This is a genomic window from Pleomorphochaeta caudata, assembly GCF_055395745.1.
Map to the genome: position 1 here is coordinate 1,818,508 of NZ_AP042458.1, position 18,271 is coordinate 1,836,778.

An 18,271-nucleotide genomic window follows, 5' to 3' on the forward strand; every position below is an offset into this window, starting at 1 on the left:
AATAATAAAACAAGACTTTTTTTATTTACTATGATAATCTAACATAAATTTAATGATAAGAGATTTTTATATGACCCATGATAATAAGCAATTGTTGTTTTTAAGCTTAATTTCTTTTTTTGCTCAAATGATTATTTCAATGGTAAATTTAGCCTTAGTTTATTACTTAAATGATGCTTTAAATTATTCTGCATCTACTATTGCTATTACCGTTTCTAGTTTTTCTATTTCATATGTAGTGTTTTGTTTATTATTAGAAAAACCAACAAGTCATCTGTGTCCAAGACAAAATATTTATTTTGCGCTAGTAGGTATGGGAATATCTATTTTGTTATTTTTAAAATCATATTCTTATATTTTTATTCTATCTACTTTAGTGTTTTATGGTGGATTTATGGCTTTACTTTGGCCTCATATGGAAACTTGGTATTCTAGAGGTAGAGAAGGTAAACATTTAAATAAAGCAATAAGTTATTTTAATTTTTCTTGGAGTGCGGGTATTGCTTTCTCATCTATTATTTGTGGCTTATTAACTGAAATAGATGTTAAATTACCTTTAATAATAAGTGTTGTAAGTTTTATACTACTTTCTTTAATTGTATTTATATTAACTAATAAAGTTCCATATTTAAAAGCTGTAGAAAGTGAAAAGAAATATATCATAAATAATAAAAATAATGATAATAGCACTCCTTTAAGATATTTTGCATGGATAGCTGTATTTTTAGCATATTTCTTTTATGGAATGTTAAGTAATATTTTTCCTTTGTATGCAAAAAATGTACTTTTAATTAATGAAACTAGAATTGGATTTTTGTTATGGAGTAGAGGTGTTGTTAGCTGTTTAGCTTTTTATTATTTGGGTAAAATGAGCTTTTGGCATTTTAAAGGTAATTATATTATCTTAAGTCAGTTAGTTTTGGCTGTTTTATGCTTGGTTACTATATTGTGCAATGATTATTATTCATTTTTTATTATTTTTATGCTATTTGGATTAATTTTTTCTCTTATGTATTTGCAGAGTATTTTCCATGGTGTAAGTGGTGCTGTAAATAGAACAAGACGAATGATAATTCATGAGGTTTTATTAACTTGTGGATTGGTTTTTGGTTCAATTATCAGTGGATATATTTTTGAAAAGTTTGGCTTCAAATCTGTAATGAAGAATTTTGGAATTTTTATGTTTGCAATTGTATTTGTTGAATATATTGTTTTTTCGATTTCTTTAAAAAAGCCTTCAATATTAGAAAAATAAAGTATTTTTATATTAAAAGTTAAAAAAATATTATAATGAAAGAAATTATATTGGGTAGTTGCATATTATTGTTTTCTCATTATAATTTAGTTAAATAGGAGTGAATTATATGGCAAAAACATTAACCGAGAAAATTTTATTGGATCATTTGGTAGAAGGTGAATATCAAGTTGGAGATCCAATTGGAATAAAAATCGATCAAACCTTAACACAAGATGCAACAGGTACAATGGCATATTTACAATTTGAATCAATGGGCTTAGAGAGAGTGAAAAATGAATTAGCAGTAAGTTATGTTGATCATAATACAATTCAAGTTGGTTTTGAAAATGCGGATGACCATAAATATCTACAAAGTGTTGCTGCAAAAAAAGGTATAGTTTTTTCACGACCAGGAAATGGTATTTGCCACCAAGTACATTTAGAAAGATTTGGTGCACCAGGAAAAACTTTATTAGGTAGTGATTCTCATACTCCAACTGGTGGTGGTTTATCAATGATTGCTATTGGGGCAGGTGGATTAGATATTGCTGTTGCTATGGCAGGAAAACCTTTTCATATTATTACACCAAAAGTAATTGAAATTAGATTAAAAAATCAATTAAGACCTTGGGTAAGTGCTAAAGATGTTATTTTAACTGTACTTCAAAAATTTGGAGTAAAGGGTAATGTTAATACCATCTTTGAATATACAGGCGAGGGTGTTAAATCTCTTGAAGTTCCTCAAAGAGCAACAATTTGTAATATGGGCGCTGAATGTGGTGTAACAACAAGTATTTTCCCTAGTGATGAAAAGACTAAACAATTCTTAGAAGCTCAAAATAGAGGTGAATTATATAAAGAATTAAGTGCTGATGAAGGTGCTATTTATGATGGTCTTTTTGAAATAGATCTTGCCAAAGTTGAACCTTTATGTGCATGTCCTCATAGTCCAGGAAATATTAAGACTATTGAAGAAATGAAAGGTACTAAAGTTGATCAAGTATTAATTGGTTCTTGTACTAATTCAAGTTATGATGATTTAAGAAAAGTTGCTAGCATTTTAGATGGAAAGACTGTTCATCCTTCTGTAAGCTTAGGTATTGCTCCAGGAAGTAGAGAAGTTTTATTAATGCTAAGTGAAGATGGAAGTTTAGAAAAATTTGTTAAAGCCGGTGCTAGAATTTTAGAAAGTGCTTGTGGTTTCTGTATTGGGAATCATCAAAGTCCATCAAGTAATGCAATATCTTTAAGAACTTCTAATAGAAACTTTGAAGGAAGAAGTGGAACTCAAAATGCTCAATTATATTTAGTTAGCCCTGAAACCGCAGCATTAAGTGCAATTACTGGTGTATTTACTAATCCTTTAGATGATAATGGGATTGACTATCCATCTTCATTAAAAGTTGAACATTTTGTAACTGATGATTCAATGTTTATCTTCCCTAAAGAAGATACAAGTGATGTTGAAATTGTTAGAGGTCCAAATATTGGAGCACCACCAAAGAATGAAGCTCTTCCATATAAAGTAGAGGGTGAGATTACAATAAAAGTTGGAGATAAGATTACAACTGACCATATTATGCCAGCTGGGGCTAGATTGAAATATAGATCAAATATTCCAGCTTATGCAGAATTTGTTTTTGAAAATGTTGATTCAACTTTTGCAACAAGATGTAAAGAGAACAAGGCTAATGGAGTTCATAACTTTATTGTAGCTGGAGCTTCTTATGGTCAAGGATCTTCAAGAGAACACGCAGCAATTTGTCCTATGTATTTGGGAGTAAAAGTTGTCTTAGCTGTTTCAATTGAAAGAATTCACCAAAACAACCTATGTAATTTTGGTATTGTTCCTTTAACCTTTATTGATGAAGCTGATTATGAAAATATTGAACAAGGTGAAAAAATTATTATTGAAGATTTACCTGATCAAATTACTATGGCTCATTTAGAAGATAACCCTGTAATTGTTCAAATTGGAAAAAGAAATATTAAAATGAAATGTGATATTACAAAAGACCAATTAGATATGTTAATTGAGGGTGGCTTATTAAACTTATTAAAGAAATAGTAAATTTTTAAAGTCATAAAAAAAGGTAGTTAGAAATTTTCTAACTATCTTTTTTTATTTATTCTTTTGGCTTTCTAAATATGTGTTTATTTCTGATTCGTTTAATATCCCAAAACTAGATACGTAATAGTTTCTTGTCCAAAGAGTTGGAATTTTTGTTTTTAGTTGAACAAATTCATCTCTTAGTGTTTTTGAGGAAGCACCTTTTAATTGTTGAACAATAAAATGAGGGCTGTCTTCTGGATTAGCTTTAATAAAGAGATGGACACATTCAGGCATGATTTCCATTGAAACAATTATTACATCAATTTCTTTTGCCTTTTCATATATTAGTTCTTCAAGTCTTTCTTTTACATCGTTTACTAGTAATTTTCTTTTGTATTTTACACACCAAAGAATATGATAATATAAGCTTGAAGTAGTATCTTCACTAGTTTTCCATCTTTTATTTTTCATATTAAGAGAATATCATTAAAAAATAAAAATTAAAAGATAAAAATACCCCCAAAGTTTTTTAATAATTATCAATTATTTATTTTTCTTTGAAGGTGTTTTTTATAAATTTTATTTATCTTTGATCGATAGGTATAACATGTCTATGGTTTAAGCCAGTATATACTTGTCTAGGTCTTCCAATTTTTTGATAAGGATCTTTTTTCCATTCTAGGTAATGAGCAATCCAACCAGGTAGTCTTCCAAGTGCAAACATAACTGTAAACATCGAAGAAGGAATACCCATATAGTGGAAAATAATACCTGTGTAGAAGTCTACATTTGGATAAAGATTTCTTTCAACAAAGTATGGATCTTCAAGAGCCGTTGCTTCTAATTCAAGAGCAATATTTAGTAAAGGATCTTTACTAGCATCATCACCTAATACTTCTCTACATAATTTTTTAGCAATTTTTGCTCTAGGATCATATGTTTTATAAACTCTATGACCAAAACCAGATAATCTAAAGTCATCATTTTTATCTTTAGCTTTTTGTATTATTTCTTTAATACTCCAACCTTCATTATAAATCTTTTCAAGCATTTCTAATACTGCTTGGTTAGCTCCACCATGTTTTTTCCCCCATAGTGCACAGCATCCTGCAGAAACAGAAGCATATAAATTAGCAGCTGAAGAACCTACAAGTCGTACTGCACTAGTTGAACAGTTTTGTTCATGGTCTGCGTGCAAGATTAATAGTTTATTTAAAGCCGTAACTTGTTTTGGATCTGGAGTATAATTATATACAGGAGAATCAAACATCATATGCAAAAAGTTTTCACAATATGAATACTTATATGATGGATTAACAGCCTCTTGACCAACAGATTGTCTATAAGTAAATGCAGCAATTGTACGCATCTTTGATAATAAACGAGTAACTGTCAAGTCTAGGTGGTCTTCTGGATTCTCATCATTGTCTAATTCAGGATAGAATGCTGATAAAGATGCTACCATAGCTGAAAGGATACTCATTGGATGAGCTCTTTGTGGGTAGCCTCTGAAGAATAATTGCATATCAGTATGAAGCATGGAATGTTTATTTAATAATTCTTGGTATTCAAATCTTTGTTCTCTATTTGGTAATTCATCTTTTATTAATAGGTATGCTACTTCAACGAAGTCACAATTTTCAACTAAGTCTTCAATATCATAACCACGATATCTTAAAATACCTTTCTCTCCGTCAACAAAGCAGATTGAACTTTGACATGAGCCAGTGTTTGCAAAACCAGGATCATAAGTGATTATTCCTGTTTTTGCACGTAATGAAGAAATATCAATTGAAGTTACATCAACATTATCATGTAATACATCTAATTTAATTTCTTTATTTTCGATTTTTAAAATTGCACCATCTTTTTTTACTTCCATGTTAACTCCTAGTATTATTCTTATTTAATTCTCTTAATGCTAAAATAAGCGCCTGAGTTCCAAGTTTACCTTTCCCGTCTTTCTGCAATTGTTCATATAGCTGTTCAACTAGTTTTAAAGTAGGTAAATTAATGCTTAACTTTTCACATTCATCAATTGCAATTTTCATATCTTTTATAAAGTGATCAATAAAAAATCCAGGGTTATAATCTTCTTTTACTATTCTTGGGGCTAGATTATCGAGTGTCCAACAACCTGCAGCTCCACTTTTTATTGTATCAATTAAAGTGGTTAAATCTAGGTTGTTTTTTTCTGCATATAATAAAGCTTCGCAAACACCTCCCATAGTTCCTGCAATAGTAATTTGATTTGCCATTTTTGTATGACTACCAGCACCAGCTGGGCCTTCTAAAATATAACTTTTACCTAAAATTTCAAAATATTCACTCATTTTATCAAAAGTTTCTTTTTCTCCACCTACCATTATAGATAGAGTTCCGTTTTTTGCACCAACATCTCCACCAGAAACTGGAGCATCTAATGTAGATATGCCTATAGCTTTACCATAATCAAATATTTTTTTAGAAAGAGTAGGGCTTGTTGTTGTCATATCGCAAAATATTTGACCCTGTTTTGCTCCAGAAAATAATCCGTCTACACCAAAGTATACTTCTTCTACATCTTTAACGAAACCAACAATTGTAAATACTATGTCACTTTGTTTTGCTATTTCTTTGGGAGAATTACAATATGTCGCGCCTAAATCTATTAAATCTTGGGCTTTTTCTTTAGTCCTATTATAGACATTAATGGCATATCCATTTTCTATTAGTCTTTTACACATGGATTTGCCCATTACGCCTGTACCAATCCATCCAAGTTTCTGCATATAGAATTCCTCCTAGAATTTATGATATAACAAATTTATAATTAATAGTATATATTAAAAATATTTACTTTTTATTAAGTTTGAAGTTTATTTTTTGATTAAAAAACCAGATTCTTTTGAATCTGGCTCTATTTTTTTGTTTTAATATAAAGTGTGTTCTTTCTCTTTATATTTTTTAAATAGAGCTAAAGTTTTTTCCCTGTCTTGCTGTTTGATTTCGATAATGTTGTCATCATTACAATTGTTTTGGATAAAATTGTAGATGAAATCATCCCTAAAACCAATTTCCGCCGCATCAACGGGTGTACAGCCATAAATGATTTTATCGATATTTGCCCAAATTGCTGCACTCATGCACATTGGACAAGGGTAGCAAGTAGTATAAAGAACACAACCTGATAAATCATGTGTTCCAAGAGCTTTTGAAGCTTTTCTAATTGCGTTTACTTCAGCATGCGCTGTTGCATCGTGAGAATCTAATACGGAGTTGCTAGCTACATAGATATTATTATTTTTATCAATAATAGCTGCACCAAAAGGGCCACCAATTCCTTTGGACATTGTTTCATCTGCTTGTTCAATAGCCATTTCCATAATTGATTTGCACATATTATTATCTCACTTTTGTTGTTCTTTTTTATAATTATAGACTAAAAATACAACGTTATGCAACACGTTCTATTAAAAAAAAGAGATACTAACAATTAGTATCTCTCGAATAATGATTTTAGTTATCTCTTTGAGCAGAAGCCATCAGACGTATAGCATTTATGTTAATAAATCCTTTACAGTCAACAGGTTGATACCCGCCACTAATTTCCATAGATCCTAATTCTTCATTGTATAGTGATACTGGGCTTGAAATACCAGCCATGATAATATTACCCTTGTATAGTGCAACTTTTGATGTTCCAGTAACATTCTTTTGGCTTTGTTCCATAGCAGCTTCTAACATGTTAAATTCAGGAGCATGCCAATAACCATTATAGATTAATTCAGCATATTTAGGCATTAAACCATCTCTTAAATGCATAACTTCTTTATCCATTGTTATACCTTCAAGGTTATGGTGAGCTTGCCAAAGGATTGCACAACCTGGAGTTTCATAAACACCACGGCTCTTAATACCAATATAACGGTTTTCTACCATATCTACTCTTCCAATAGCATTGTCATGACCAACTTTATTTAAGTAATTAATCATTTCTAAAGGATCAGTATAAGTTTCTTTTGTAATTTCGTTTGTTACTGAAACAGGAGTACCATCTTTGAATTCAAAACTTAATAATGTTTCTTCATCTGGAGCATCCTTTAATGAAACAGATAAGCTATAAACATCCTCAGGACATCTTTTGCTTGCATCTTCTAATATTCCAGCTTCGTGTGAAATATGAATCAAGTTTTCATCTTCACTGAAAGGCTTTTTAACAGAGGCCTTAATTGGGATATCATATTTCTTTGCATAGTTAATCATATCTGAACGGCCTTCAAATTCACTTAACCATTTTGGATCTTTCCAAGGAGCAATGATTTTTACTTCAGGCATATGCATGTAATAGCCAAATTCAAAACGTACTTGGTCATTTCCTTTACCTGTTGCACCATGTGCTACATAGACAGTATTTTCTTTTTTTGCAATTTCAATATGACGTTTCGCAATGATTGGACGAGCAATAGAAGTACCTAATAAATAAGTTCCTTCATAGATTGCGTTTGCTTTCATTGCAGGAATTACATAATCAGTTACTAATTCTTTTCTTAAATCTTCAATGTAAACTTTTGAAGCACCACTAGCATAAGCTTTTTCTTCAACTGCTTTAAAATCTTCTTGTTGGCCAACGTTGGCAACATATGCAATTACTTCAAAATCTTGGTTTGTTAACCATTTTAATATAACAGATGTATCTAAACCACCACTGTATGCTAAAATAACTTTTTTCTTATCCATGACTTTCAATTCCTATTATTTTTTTTATTGAGCTCATTATGCATAAATATACATTTATATTCAACCCCTTTTGTGAATAAATATTTATTTTTTTTAAAAAAATCCTTTATATATGGTGTTTTCTCAATAAATATTCATTTTTGGTGGTATAATTACAACATGATGGTTTATTTTTATTTATAAAAAAGTCTTTATTTGTTATATGCGATAGTGATATTTTGTTTTTAGTTGTAAAATTGTTGACAATCTAAAGCTTTTGCTTAATAATGAAATTAAATGTGATATCATTTTGATATCGAATAGGTGGTATTTATGATTGAATTTAAAAATTTAAGTAAAAAATATCAAAAGGATAAACCTTTTGCTGTTGAAAATCTAAATTTAGAAGTTAAAGAAGGCGAAATCTTTGGCTTTTTAGGTCCTAATGGTGCTGGTAAAAGTACTACAATTAATATGTTAATGGGAGTTTTAACACCTTCTAGTGGGTCTATATTTATAGATAATCATGATGTTCAAAAAGAAAGTTTTTTAACAAAGCAGATGATAGGATTTGTCCCTGATGAGCCACTTTTCTATGAAAAAATGACAGGAATGCAACATCTTTCATTTATTTGTGATATTTTTGACGTTCCAAAATCTGAAAGATTAGATAGAGCTAATAGATTAATTAAACTATTTAATCTTGAAAAAGCTATTGATGATAGAATTTCTTCTTATTCTCATGGAATGAAACAAAAGTTAGGAATTATTGCAGCTTTGATTCACGAACCAAAATTATTAGTATTAGATGAACCTATGGTAGGATTAGATCCAAAAGCATCATATATATTAAAAGATTTAATGAGAAGATTTTGCGATAAGGGTGGAACTGTATTTTTCTCAACTCATGTTTTAGAAGTTGCTCAAAATTTATGTGATTCTATTGGTATTATCAATAAAGGTCAGTTAGTACTAAATTCTTCATTAAAAGAATTTAATGAAAAAGAAAATGCTTCTTTAGAGAAATTATTCTTAGAAATAACTGGTAATGAGGATTTAGAAGCTGTAGTAGATGAGGCTTTGTTATGAGATATGATGTAATATATTCATTAGTCAAACATCAAATAATTGCAGCTAAACCATTAGAACAATTTATTTCTAGTGCAAAGAAAAATAAAAACAAAGTATTAAGTACAATAATTAGAATTGTAGGATTGTTATTAATAGCTTCAAGTTTTGTTTTTTTGCTAGGTTCAAATTATTTTGGTTATATGCAAATTTCCAGTTTCCTAAATATAATGGACCAGGGAATTAGTTTTTGTGTGTTCACTGGTATTCTTTTTCTATTATTTGTGAGTACTACATATTTAGAACATGTTTATTTTAGAGGAAAAGATATTAATTTATGGCATCTTTTACCTATTTCTAAATCTGAATTTTTCTTAGCAAGATTTTTAGTAAGTTATATGTACTCCTTAATGATAACATTGGTAATTGTGTTACCACTAATAGCTGCAGTATTTTATTATGTTGGTTTTTCTTTTTTAATTTTAATAGCATCAATTGTTTTGTTATTATTATTCCCTGTTGTACCAATTTTATTGAGTAGTGTATTAGTAACTTTAAAAGTTTTAATATTTAGGGGAAGAAGTTATAAATTAGTAGATTATTTATTTAATAATGCTCCATTTATTCTTGCTATATTATATATTAGTAAAACTTCAAATGAAATGCTCCAATTAGCTATTACAAATGATATAAATAACCAATTATTAGCATATAGTAATTATATTGGGTCAATCGGGGGTCTTCCTTATTTTTCATTAATGGGGAAAATGTTCTTCTCTTCTAAAAGTTTATTACTATTTATTTTAGTTTCTGCATTGATTTTTATTGTTTCTTGCTTAATTATTGCTCCACTGTTTGAAAAATGTTTGAACTTAGTAAGGAATGCAAAAGATCAAGAAAGTTCAAAAAAACGTAAGGCAAAAAATATTAATTCAAATGAGTTAAATGGCTCTAATTTATTAGTTTCTTTAATAAAAAGAGAATATTATATATTAAGTGGAGAAAAAGGCTTTCTATCAGAAACAATAGGAGAAGCTTTAATTCCTATTATTTTAATCGCAGTTTGGAAGTTTACTGGTAGCTTAGGAGCTATTAATGAAATGATGAGCGATTTTTCTACTAGCCCATATTTTATTGCTATAGTTTTCTCAATTGTTCAATTATTTGCTGTAATGGTTTTAGTATCTTCAACTTCAGTTAGTAGAGAAGGTAAGTTGTTTAGAATTAATAAGTTATTACCTATAGACATTAAGCAAGTTGTAAAAGCAAAGGTTTGTTTTCATATTATATTTATTAGTTTAATCCAATGTTTATTCATTGTTGCTTTTGTAATATTTTTTAAGATTGAATTAATACAACTAGTTTGGATGATTCCTCTATTTTTAATCAATAGTGTTAATGTATCATTAGTAGGGTTATGGATTGATTATTCTAATCCAAAATTAGAGTGGGATGTTGCAATTTCAGCAATGAAGAGAAATATGAATGGCATGCTTGGTATGTTAGGTGGGTTAATAGTTATTGCTCCATCAATATTAATTCTATTCTTTAAATTTAACTTACTTTATTTTGGTATTGTTTGCTCATTAATAATTTTAGTAGTTTTGAAAAAACTTGTTGAAAAAACAGCTTATAAGTTAGTTATTCAAGATTAGTGTAATTGATATAAAAATAACAAATATTATACTTTTTTAGTGTTTTTTGAGTAAAAAAACACTATTTTTTTTGTTATAATTATTATTGATAAATAACTCATTTTTAAATTTATTTTTTTAGTTATAATGCAGTTTTTTAAGTGAATAACTATCTGTTTTTTTTTACTAAAAAAAAAGTATTATTTTTTCTAAAAAAAGATTCATAAAAGTCTAGCTTTTTATTAAATATAACTATATTCTCCCTAGCTAGAAAACCAAAATAAAAAGTTAACAATTTTTTTTGGCAACTAATAAAAGGGTTTTGGTGAAAAATTATTTTAAGGAAGTAACCAAATGAAAAATAATAGCTATTATATCGATAGACAAAACGCATTTGAATCAAATGCAAGGAGTTATCCTAGAAAATTCCCTTTTGCTTTAAATAAAGCTTATGGATCCTATTTAGAAGACGTGGAAGGAAATAAGTATTTAGATTTCCTTTGTGGTGCCGGAACACTTGCTTTAGGACATAATGATCCTAATATCAACAAAGCAATGATTGATTTAATCGCAAGTGAAGCTCCTCTTCATACCCTAGATTTAACTACTCCAACAAAAGACTTATTTGTTGAAACAATTATCAACAAAGTACCAAATGGATTAAGAGAGAATGCAAAAATTCAATTTTGTAGTCCATCCGGTACAGACGCCGTTGATGCAGTAATTAAATTGTTTAAAACAGCTACAGGTAGAAGAACGATTGTTGCTTTTTCAGGAGCATATCATGGAATGGGCCATGGGGCTTTAGCATTAACTGGAAATTTAAATGCTAAAGAAAAAGTTGCATCTTTAATGCCTGATGTACATTTTTTCCCTTATCCTTATTCTTATCGTTGTCCTTTTGGCTTAGGTGGTGAAAAAGGCGTAGATGCTGCAATAGCATTTTTTGAAAGAACTTTAAAAGATCCAGAGTCTGGAATCACAAAACCTGCAGCAGTTATTTTAGAACCTATTCAAGGAGAAGGTGGTGTTATTCCAGCTCCAGTTAGATTCTTAAAAGAAATTAGAAGAATTACAAAGGAATTAGATATTCCTTTAATTTTTGACGAAATTCAATGTGGTATTGGTCGTAGTGGAAAATTCTTTGCACATGAGTATGCAAATATTTCTCCAGATGCAATTTTAGTATCAAAAGCTGTTGGTGGTACCCAACCAATGAGTTTAGTCATATATGATAAAAAATATGATGGATGGAATGCTGGCTCCCATGCTGGTACTTTCAGAGGTAATCAACTTGCTATGGCAGCTGGTACTGTTCTTATGCAAACTGTTGGTACTGATGAATTCTTAAACGATGTTAGTGAAAAAGGTGCATACCTAAAAGGTAAAATCGAAGAATTAAAAGATGAAGTATCAATAATTGGAGATGTTAGAGGCAAAGGATTAATGATTGGTATAGAATTTGTTGATCCTAATGGTGAAAAAGACATGATTGGTTCTCTTCCAGCTTCAGGTGATTTATCTGCTTTAGTTCAAAAAAAATGTTTTGAAAAACATTTAATTATGGAAAAAGGTGGAAGATACGGTTCAGTAATGAGAGTATTATGTGCCTTAAATGTAAGTTATAAAGAAATTGATGAAATGTTAGAAATTTTCTCTTCTGTGGTTAAGGAGGTAAATAATGGAGTTTGATAATTTACTTTTGAATAACAATATAAAAAGTAAAAATTATTATAAAGAAGTTATTGAAAAAACTTCACAAGCTATAATTAATTCTTTTAATTCATCATTAGCTTATAAAGGTTTAACTCCAGAAGAATTGAAAAATGATATTGACCAATATAATCTTTTGCCTGAAGAGGGGGAAAGTTTTGAAGTAGTTTTAGATAGAATAACTAAAAAAATTATTCCAAACTTTTTGTATACTTCATCTAAGAATTATATGGCTCATTTACACAGTCCTGCATTAATTGAAAGTATTGCTAGTGAATTAATTATAGCAACATACAATCAATCAATGGATTCTTGGGACCAGAGCCCTGTTGCCACAGAGGTCGAAGTTCTTGTAATTGACATGTTAACTAAATTATATAATTTGAGTGAAGATAGTGATGGTGTTTTTACATCAGGCGGAAGTCAATCAAATTTTAGTGGCATCTTATGTGCAAGAGATTGGTATTGTAATACGATTTTAAAGCATGATATTAAGAAAAAGGGACTCCCAAGTAATTATAATAAATTTAGAATTTATACTTCAGAAGTTTCTCATTTTTCAGTTGAGAAATCAGCTCACATTTTAGGTTTAGGTTATGATGCAGTTAGAAAAGTACCTGTAGATGAAAACTTTAAAATGGATATCTCAGCTTTAAAATCAATGATTGAAGAAGATTTAAAAAATAATAATATTCCTATTGCTGCTGTAGCTACAATAGGAACTACCGATTTTGGTAGCATTGATGATGTAAAGAGTATTAGATCTATTTGTGATCAATATTCTATGTATCTTCATAGTGATGCAGCTTATGGTGGTGCTTTAATATTAAGTGATAATTTTAAAAATAGAATTGATGGTATTGAATTATCAAATTCTATTACTATTGATTTTCATAAAATGTTTTTACTTCCAATTAGTTGTAGTGCATTTTTAGTAAATGATAAGAGTTTATTAGATCCTTTTAAATTGCATGCTGATTATTTAAATAGAGAAGAAGATGAAATTGATGGTTATACAAATTTAGTTAATAAATCAATGCAAACCACAAGAAGATTTGATGCTCTAAAAGTTTGGATAGCTTTCCAAACTCAAGGTAGAAAAGGTTATGCTGCAATTATTGATAAGTGTGTTAATAATGCTACAAATTTATATAACAGTATAAATTTAGAAGATAATTTTGAAACATTAATTCCACCTGAATTAAGTTCTGTTGTTTTTAAGCATAAAGGTTCAGATAGACTTAATAAGAAAATTAGAAAAATTCTATTACATGAAAATGGTTTAGTAATTGGTCAAACTTCAGTTAATGGTAAAGTATATTTAAAATGTACATTATTGAATCCAACAGTTACAATTTATGAATTGAGACATCTAATTAAAAAGATGGATGAAATTGTTAAGGATGAACTTAAGAAGCTGAAAGGCTAAAAAAATGGGAGATTATTAATTTAATCTCCCAAATTTTTAGCTAAAGTTTATCAATGACATTATCTAAGATCTTTAACATTTTAATTATTTCATCTTTTTGTATTGTAAGAGGTGGAACAAATCTTACAACATCACTAGCAGCTCTAACTACTAATAATTTTTCTTTCAAACAAGCATTAATTATATCAACCGGATTACATTTAACAATTAGTCCTTGCATTAACCCTAATCCTCTAGTTGAAACTAACTTATCAGGATATTTTTCAATAAGTTTGTTTAAACCTTCAGTTAATAGTTTTCCTTTTTCGCTTACGCTGTTCATAAAATCTTCATTTGCTAGTTTTTCTAAAACAACGCTTGAAACATTTAAGGCAACTAAATTTCCACCAAAGGTTGAAGCATGATCTCCAGGAGCAAAAACATCTTCACCTTTTTCTCCAACTACCATTGCTCCACATGGAATTCCTCCACCAAGAGCTTTTGCTAAAGTTAAAACATCTGGCTTTACACCATATAATTGATGGCAGAATGGTTTTCCACATCTTCCCATACCACATTGAACTTCATCAAAGATTAAAAGCAGATTGTTTTTATCACATAGTTCTCTTAATCCACTTAAAAATTCTTGAGTAGCAGGAATTATTCCACCTTCACCTTGTAAAGGTTCTACAATAATTGCACAACATTTATCATCAATTAATTTTTCAACGCTTTCTAGATCATTAAAAGTAGCATATTCAATTCCTTCTAATAGAGGGAAGAAGTTTTTATGATATTTATCTTGTCCAGTTGCTGTAACAGCTCCATAAGTTCTTCCATGGAAAGAATGTTCCATAGATATGATTTTATATCTATTATCTTTTGAACCAAATTTTCTAGCCAATTTTAAAGCAGCTTCGTTTGCTTCAGCACCACTATTACAGTAGAAAGCTTTCTTAAGTTTTGATAATTCGATTAATTTTGATGCTGCTTTTAATTCATAAGGGTGCCAATATAAATTTGAAGTATGTAAAACACCGTTTTGAACGACTTCATTTATAGCATTACTAATATCTTCATTTTTATAACCAAAAGCATTTACAGCAATACCTGCAACAAAATCTAAGTATTTATTTCCATCTGTATCAATTAAGTAATTTCCTTCACCTTTTTCAAAAACTACAGGGAATTTAGAATAAGTATTTAGAATTACTTCTTTTGTTTTATTAATTTGATCAGTCATCATTTATTTGCCCCTTCTTAAACATCATTGTACCGCAGCCTTTTGATGTAAAAATTTCTAAAAGAATTGAGTGTGGGAGATTTCCATCTAATATGTGAATTGATTTAACACCGTTTTCAACAGCTTCAACACAACATTGAACTTTAGGAATCATACCACCATTAATTGTACCATCATTTATATATTCAATAGCTTCAGTTTTTGTTAATCTATTTATTACGCTATTATTATCATCTTTGTCTCTAAGAATTCCATTTGTATCAGTTAAGAAGATTAACTTTTGAGCTTTTAAGGCAGAAGCTATGGCGCTTGCAGCGTAGTCGGCATTTATATTGTAAGTGTTTCCATTCTTATCTGATGCAATAGGGGAGAATACTGGAATAAAATTATTCTTTAATAAAGTATTAAGTAATTCAGTATTTACTTTATCAATTTTACCAACAAATCCTAAATCAACTTCTTTAATTTCTTTTGAGACTTCAAAAGTATTTCCATCTTTACCACTGATTCCAACAGCATTTAATCCATGACTTTGTAAATCTTGAACTAACCCTTTAGAAATATTTCCAGAAAGTACCATTTCTGCAATTTTTGCAGTTTCTTTATCTGTTACTCTTAATCCATTAATGAATTCAGTTTTTTTATTCATTTTTTTTAGAGTATTTGTAATATCTAAGCCACCGCCATGAACTACAACTATATTAATCCCAAGATACTTTAATATTGAAATATCTTGTATAATTGATTTTTTTAATTCAGGGCTAGTCATTGCTGAACCACCATATTTTACAACAACAGTAGCATCAGAGAATTTTCTAATATAGGGGATTGCTTCAATAAGTATATCAGCTTTTTTGATATATTCTTCCATTTTGTTTTCCATAATATTTAACTTCTATAGTCTCCATTAATCTTTACATAATCATAACTTAAATCACAGCCCCAAGCTGTAGCATTAGCTGATCCATCTTCTAAAGTAATTACAACATCAATAGTGTTTTCAAGTAAAATTGTTTTTGCCAAATCTTCATCAAATTGTATTGGAACCCCGTTTTTTACAACACTGATTGATCCTTTCTCACTTTTGAAAATTATTGAAACATTATTAACATCAAATTCACTATCACTGTATCCCATAGCACAAAGAATTCTTCCCCAGTTTGCATCACTTCCAAAGAATGCACATTTTACTAGACTTGAATTAATAACTGATTTTGCAATGTTTTTAGCATCTTTTTGAGTTTTCGCTCCGTTTACGGATACTTCAATAAACTTACTAGCGCCTTCTCCATCTTTTACGATTGCCTTAGCTAAATAAGTATTTACATACATAAAAGCTTCTTTAAATGTTTCATAATCAGATGTATCTTTTACTATTTGCTTATTATTTGCAGCTCCATTTGCTAAAAATAATACTGTATCGTTTGTACTAGTATCCCCATCAACACTAATCATATTGTAGGTGTCTTCTATCGTATTTCCTAGTAAATTTTGTAGTGTATTTTGTTCTATATCAGCATCAGTTACAATAAAACTGAGCATTGTAGCCATATTAGGATGGATCATACCTGATCCTTTAGCCATACCAGTGATTGTAATTTCTTTTGAATCAATATTTAATTTAACACTTACAATTTTATTAATAGTATCAGTAGTTTTAATAGCTTCACTAAAGTTTATTAGTTTTTCATCTTCATAAGCTATTGTTTTAACTATGTTATTAATTCCTTTCTTATAGGTTTCCATATTAAGAGGAACTCCGATAACACCTGTTGAACAAACTAAAACATTTTCTTTTTCACAATTTAAATTACTAGCAACAGTTTGAGCTATTTCTTCATTATCATTTTCTCCTTGAAGAGATGTGCAAGCATTAGCATTTCCACTGTTAACAATTATAGCTTTTGCCTTAATTTTATTAGAAGTAATCTTTTTATCCCAAATAACTGGTGCTGCTTTAACTTTATTAGTAGTATATGTGCCTGCACAATTACATAAGGTGTCACTTACAATAAGTGATAAATCTTTTTTTATTTTCTTTAATCCACTTGCAATTCCATTAGCTTTATAGCCTTTTGGTAATGTTGGATTTTCTAAAATGTTATACATCGTATCTCCTTATAAAGGGGTAGAAGCAAATTTTTTAAGGCCAAGGTACTGATCAAATCCAAAATGTAGATTCATATTTTCAATTGCCTGTCCACTTGCTCCCTTTACTAGATTATCTATTGCTCCTAAAGCAATAATATTGTTGGTTCTTTCATCAATAGTAAAACTTATATCAATTCTATCAGTATCTTTAACATATTTTGTTTCAACACTTTTATTAGGGCCTAAATAGTTAACAAATTCACAATCCTTGTAGAATGATTTATAAGCTTCATCAATTTTTGCTGATGAAACACTATCTTTTAGTTTTGCATAGCAAGTTGCAAGAATTCCTCTATTCATTGGAATTAGATGAGGAGTAAATTGGATAACAATTTTCTCCTTTGCAAGTTTGCTTAATTCTTGTTCTATTTCAGGAGTGTGCCGATGTGTTGTAATCCCATATGCTTTTATGTTTTCATTTGCCTCGCAGTATAAAGAGTTGAAATTTAAACTCTTTCCTGCACCTGTAACACCACTTTTAGCGTCAACAATTATTGAATTAATATCTATTAATTTGTTATATACTAGTGGAGCTAAGCTAAGGATTGAACAAGTTGTATAACAACCAGGATTAGCAATAAGCTTGGTTTGCTTTACTTTATCTTTATAGATATCAGTTAAGCCATAAACTGCTTGGCTTAATATATCTGCTACTGGAGCTTCTGCTTTATACCATTTTTCATAATCTACTGGGTCTTCTATTCTAAAATCAGCACCTAAATCAATTACTACAGTATTATCTAAGATTTCTTGGCTAATAATATTCTTTGCAACTTTACTAGGTAGTGCAAGAAAAATTACATCACATTTTTTACTAACTTCTAATATATCTATATTTTCTAAAAGTAAATCTTTAAATGGTGAGAAATTTCCATAAATATCGCTTAATTTCTTACCTGCATGATTTTTAGATCCTAGGTATACAATATTAGTTTCAGGATGGATTAATAATAATTCTACTAGTTTAGCTCCAGAATAACCTGTTGCTCCAATCACTCCGACGTTAATCATTTTACGCCTCCCAATAATATTTAGCATATTTATACAATAGATATTCATTAAAATC

Annotated in this window: 15 protein-coding genes; 6 read left to right on the forward strand and 9 right to left on the reverse strand. The window is 29.3% G+C overall.

Annotated features, from left to right (window positions below; genetic code table 11):
• The first annotated feature begins 52 nt into the window (after positions 1-52).
• Both ACZ5RS_RS08485 and ACZ5RS_RS08490 read left to right on the forward strand, forming a co-directional pair.
• A complete protein-coding gene (locus ACZ5RS_RS08485; protein ID WP_464634419.1) occupies positions 53-1,255 on the forward strand; it encodes an MFS transporter in 1,203 nt (400 codons plus the stop codon).
• A gap of 109 nt (positions 1,256-1,364) precedes the next feature.
• Entirely contained in the window at positions 1,365-3,305 is a 1,941-nt protein-coding gene (locus ACZ5RS_RS08490) for an aconitate hydratase (protein ID WP_464634421.1), read from the forward strand.
• Between the two features lie 54 nt (positions 3,306-3,359).
• Here ACZ5RS_RS08490 and tnpA read toward each other — a convergent pair whose 3' ends face one another.
• From tnpA to ACZ5RS_RS08515, 5 genes are all read right to left on the reverse strand, one after another.
• Complete coding sequence (tnpA, locus tag ACZ5RS_RS08495) at positions 3,360-3,761, reverse strand: IS200/IS605 family transposase (protein ID WP_464634423.1); 402 nt, start codon at positions 3,759-3,761, stop codon at positions 3,360-3,362.
• Between the two features lie 112 nt (positions 3,762-3,873).
• Positions 3,874-5,172 (reverse strand): citrate synthase, encoded by a 1,299-nt coding sequence (locus ACZ5RS_RS08500; RefSeq protein ID WP_464634425.1) that lies wholly within the window; start codon positions 5,170-5,172, stop codon positions 3,874-3,876.
• 1 nt (position 5,173) lies between these two features.
• Positions 5,174-6,061, reverse strand: coding sequence for an NAD(P)-dependent oxidoreductase (locus tag ACZ5RS_RS08505; protein ID WP_464634427.1), 888 nt, complete (start codon positions 6,059-6,061; stop codon positions 5,174-5,176).
• A 141-nt stretch (positions 6,062-6,202) separates the two neighbouring features.
• Positions 6,203-6,670, reverse strand: a complete 468-nt coding sequence (locus tag ACZ5RS_RS08510) for a nucleoside deaminase (protein ID WP_464634429.1) — start codon at positions 6,668-6,670, stop codon at positions 6,203-6,205.
• A 118-nt stretch (positions 6,671-6,788) separates the two neighbouring features.
• The gene (locus tag ACZ5RS_RS08515; protein ID WP_464634431.1) at positions 6,789-8,009 is read right to left on the reverse strand and encodes an argininosuccinate synthase; all 1,221 of its coding nucleotides are present in this window, start codon (positions 8,007-8,009) and stop codon (positions 6,789-6,791) included.
• Positions 8,010-8,321: 312 nt separating this feature from the next.
• Here ACZ5RS_RS08515 and ACZ5RS_RS08520 point away from each other — a divergent pair, with 312 nt between their 5' ends.
• The 4 genes from ACZ5RS_RS08520 (at position 8,322) to ACZ5RS_RS08535 (ending at position 13,832) form a co-directional block, all read left to right on the forward strand.
• Complete coding sequence (locus tag ACZ5RS_RS08520) at positions 8,322-9,077, forward strand: ABC transporter ATP-binding protein (RefSeq protein ID WP_464634433.1); 756 nt, start codon at positions 8,322-8,324, stop codon at positions 9,075-9,077.
• Positions 9,074-10,711: a hypothetical protein gene (locus tag ACZ5RS_RS08525; RefSeq protein WP_464634435.1), complete on the forward strand. Its 1,638-nt coding sequence runs from the start codon at positions 9,074-9,076 to the stop codon at positions 10,709-10,711. Before ACZ5RS_RS08520 ends, ACZ5RS_RS08525 begins: the two co-directional genes overlap by 4 nt.
• 333 nt (positions 10,712-11,044) lie before the next feature.
• Positions 11,045-12,382 carry a diaminobutyrate--2-oxoglutarate transaminase family protein gene (locus ACZ5RS_RS08530; protein ID WP_464634436.1) on the forward strand — a complete coding sequence of 446 codons (1,338 nt, stop codon included), beginning with the start codon at positions 11,045-11,047 and terminating at the stop codon, positions 12,380-12,382.
• Positions 12,372-13,832, forward strand: coding sequence for a pyridoxal phosphate-dependent decarboxylase family protein (locus tag ACZ5RS_RS08535; protein ID WP_464634438.1), 1,461 nt, complete (start codon positions 12,372-12,374; stop codon positions 13,830-13,832). The genes ACZ5RS_RS08530 and ACZ5RS_RS08535 overlap by 11 nt, the downstream gene beginning before the upstream one ends.
• Before the next feature lie 40 nt (positions 13,833-13,872).
• Here ACZ5RS_RS08535 and ACZ5RS_RS08540 read toward each other — a convergent pair whose 3' ends face one another.
• Genes ACZ5RS_RS08540 through argC form a run of 4 tightly spaced genes read right to left on the reverse strand, consistent with a single transcriptional unit; the run spans position 13,873 to position 18,216 of the window.
• A complete protein-coding gene (locus ACZ5RS_RS08540) occupies positions 13,873-15,057 on the reverse strand; it encodes an acetylornithine/succinylornithine family transaminase (RefSeq protein WP_464634439.1) in 1,185 nt (394 codons plus the stop codon).
• Positions 15,047-15,937 carry an acetylglutamate kinase gene (argB, locus tag ACZ5RS_RS08545; RefSeq protein WP_464634441.1) on the reverse strand — a complete coding sequence of 297 codons (891 nt, stop codon included), beginning with the start codon at positions 15,935-15,937 and terminating at the stop codon, positions 15,047-15,049. Before argB ends, ACZ5RS_RS08540 begins: the two co-directional genes overlap by 11 nt.
• 5 nt (positions 15,938-15,942) lie before the next feature.
• Positions 15,943-17,163, reverse strand: a complete 1,221-nt coding sequence (gene argJ, locus ACZ5RS_RS08550; RefSeq protein ID WP_464634443.1) for a bifunctional ornithine acetyltransferase/N-acetylglutamate synthase — start codon at positions 17,161-17,163, stop codon at positions 15,943-15,945.
• Between the two features lie 9 nt (positions 17,164-17,172).
• Positions 17,173-18,216 (reverse strand): N-acetyl-gamma-glutamyl-phosphate reductase, encoded by a 1,044-nt coding sequence (gene argC, locus ACZ5RS_RS08555; protein WP_464634445.1) that lies wholly within the window; start codon positions 18,214-18,216, stop codon positions 17,173-17,175.
• Positions 18,217-18,271: the final 55 nt, after the last annotated feature.

Bases quoted from the DNA above. Each gene is read 5' to 3' on its own strand.
- ACZ5RS_RS08515 (WP_464634431.1), bottom strand. From the start codon at position 8,009: ATGGATAAGAAAAAAGTTATTTTAGCATACAGTGGTGGTTTAGATACA.
- tnpA (WP_464634423.1), bottom strand. From the start codon at position 3,761: ATGAAAAATAAAAGATGGAAAACTAGTGAAGATACTACTTCAAGCTTA.
- ACZ5RS_RS08500 (WP_464634425.1), bottom strand. From the start codon at position 5,172: ATGGAAGTAAAAAAAGATGGTGCAATTTTAAAAATCGAAAATAAAGAA.
- argB (WP_464634441.1), bottom strand. From the start codon at position 15,937: ATGGAAAACAAAATGGAAGAATATATCAAAAAAGCTGATATACTTATT.
- ACZ5RS_RS08540 (WP_464634439.1), bottom strand. From the start codon at position 15,057: ATGATGACTGATCAAATTAATAAAACAAAAGAAGTAATTCTAAATACT.
- ACZ5RS_RS08520 (WP_464634433.1), top strand. From the start codon at position 8,322: ATGATTGAATTTAAAAATTTAAGTAAAAAATATCAAAAGGATAAACCT.
- ACZ5RS_RS08535 (WP_464634438.1), top strand. From the start codon at position 12,372: ATGGAGTTTGATAATTTACTTTTGAATAACAATATAAAAAGTAAAAAT.
- argC (WP_464634445.1), bottom strand. From the start codon at position 18,216: ATGATTAACGTCGGAGTGATTGGAGCAACAGGTTATTCTGGAGCTAAA.
- argJ (WP_464634443.1), bottom strand. From the start codon at position 17,163: ATGTATAACATTTTAGAAAATCCAACATTACCAAAAGGCTATAAAGCT.
- ACZ5RS_RS08530 (WP_464634436.1), top strand. From the start codon at position 11,045: ATGAAAAATAATAGCTATTATATCGATAGACAAAACGCATTTGAATCA.
- ACZ5RS_RS08525 (WP_464634435.1), top strand. From the start codon at position 9,074: ATGAGATATGATGTAATATATTCATTAGTCAAACATCAAATAATTGCA.
- ACZ5RS_RS08485 (WP_464634419.1), top strand. From the start codon at position 53: ATGATAAGAGATTTTTATATGACCCATGATAATAAGCAATTGTTGTTT.
- ACZ5RS_RS08490 (WP_464634421.1), top strand. From the start codon at position 1,365: ATGGCAAAAACATTAACCGAGAAAATTTTATTGGATCATTTGGTAGAA.
- ACZ5RS_RS08510 (WP_464634429.1), bottom strand. From the start codon at position 6,670: ATGTGCAAATCAATTATGGAAATGGCTATTGAACAAGCAGATGAAACA.
- ACZ5RS_RS08505 (WP_464634427.1), bottom strand. From the start codon at position 6,061: ATGCAGAAACTTGGATGGATTGGTACAGGCGTAATGGGCAAATCCATG.